General features: G+C 51.3%; 1 protein-coding gene. It reads left to right on the forward strand.

Annotation, left to right across the window (positions count from 1 at the left end):
* On the forward strand, positions 1-306 hold a 306-nt coding region (locus tag HBA93_RS20260; RefSeq protein ID WP_221724471.1), incomplete at both ends, for a porin.

The raw sequence follows: 306 nt of genomic DNA on the forward strand, positions 1-306 counted from the left end.
GATGCTTCTGTAAAAGGTGATCAGGCTAAACTGCTTGGCAACCTGACCAACAAGCGTCGCGACACATACAACTTCATGTCACGTTTCAACCTGAACATGACAACTGCTTCCGAAACTGAACTCGGCACACTGAAGACATTCTCCAGCGTTCGTTTCCAGTACGAAAACGGCGACACTGCTAAGAGCTCCGGTTCCCTGCGTTACGGCTACATCCAGCTCGGTGGTCTGCGCGTTGGTCTTGACGAATCCGCATTCGTAACCTTCCCAGGTTACTATGGCGACGTCATGAACGACGACGTAATCCTC

It is taken from the genome of Ochrobactrum sp. SFR4, from assembly GCF_019730395.1.
GTDB lineage: Bacteria > Pseudomonadota > Alphaproteobacteria > Rhizobiales > Rhizobiaceae > Pseudochrobactrum.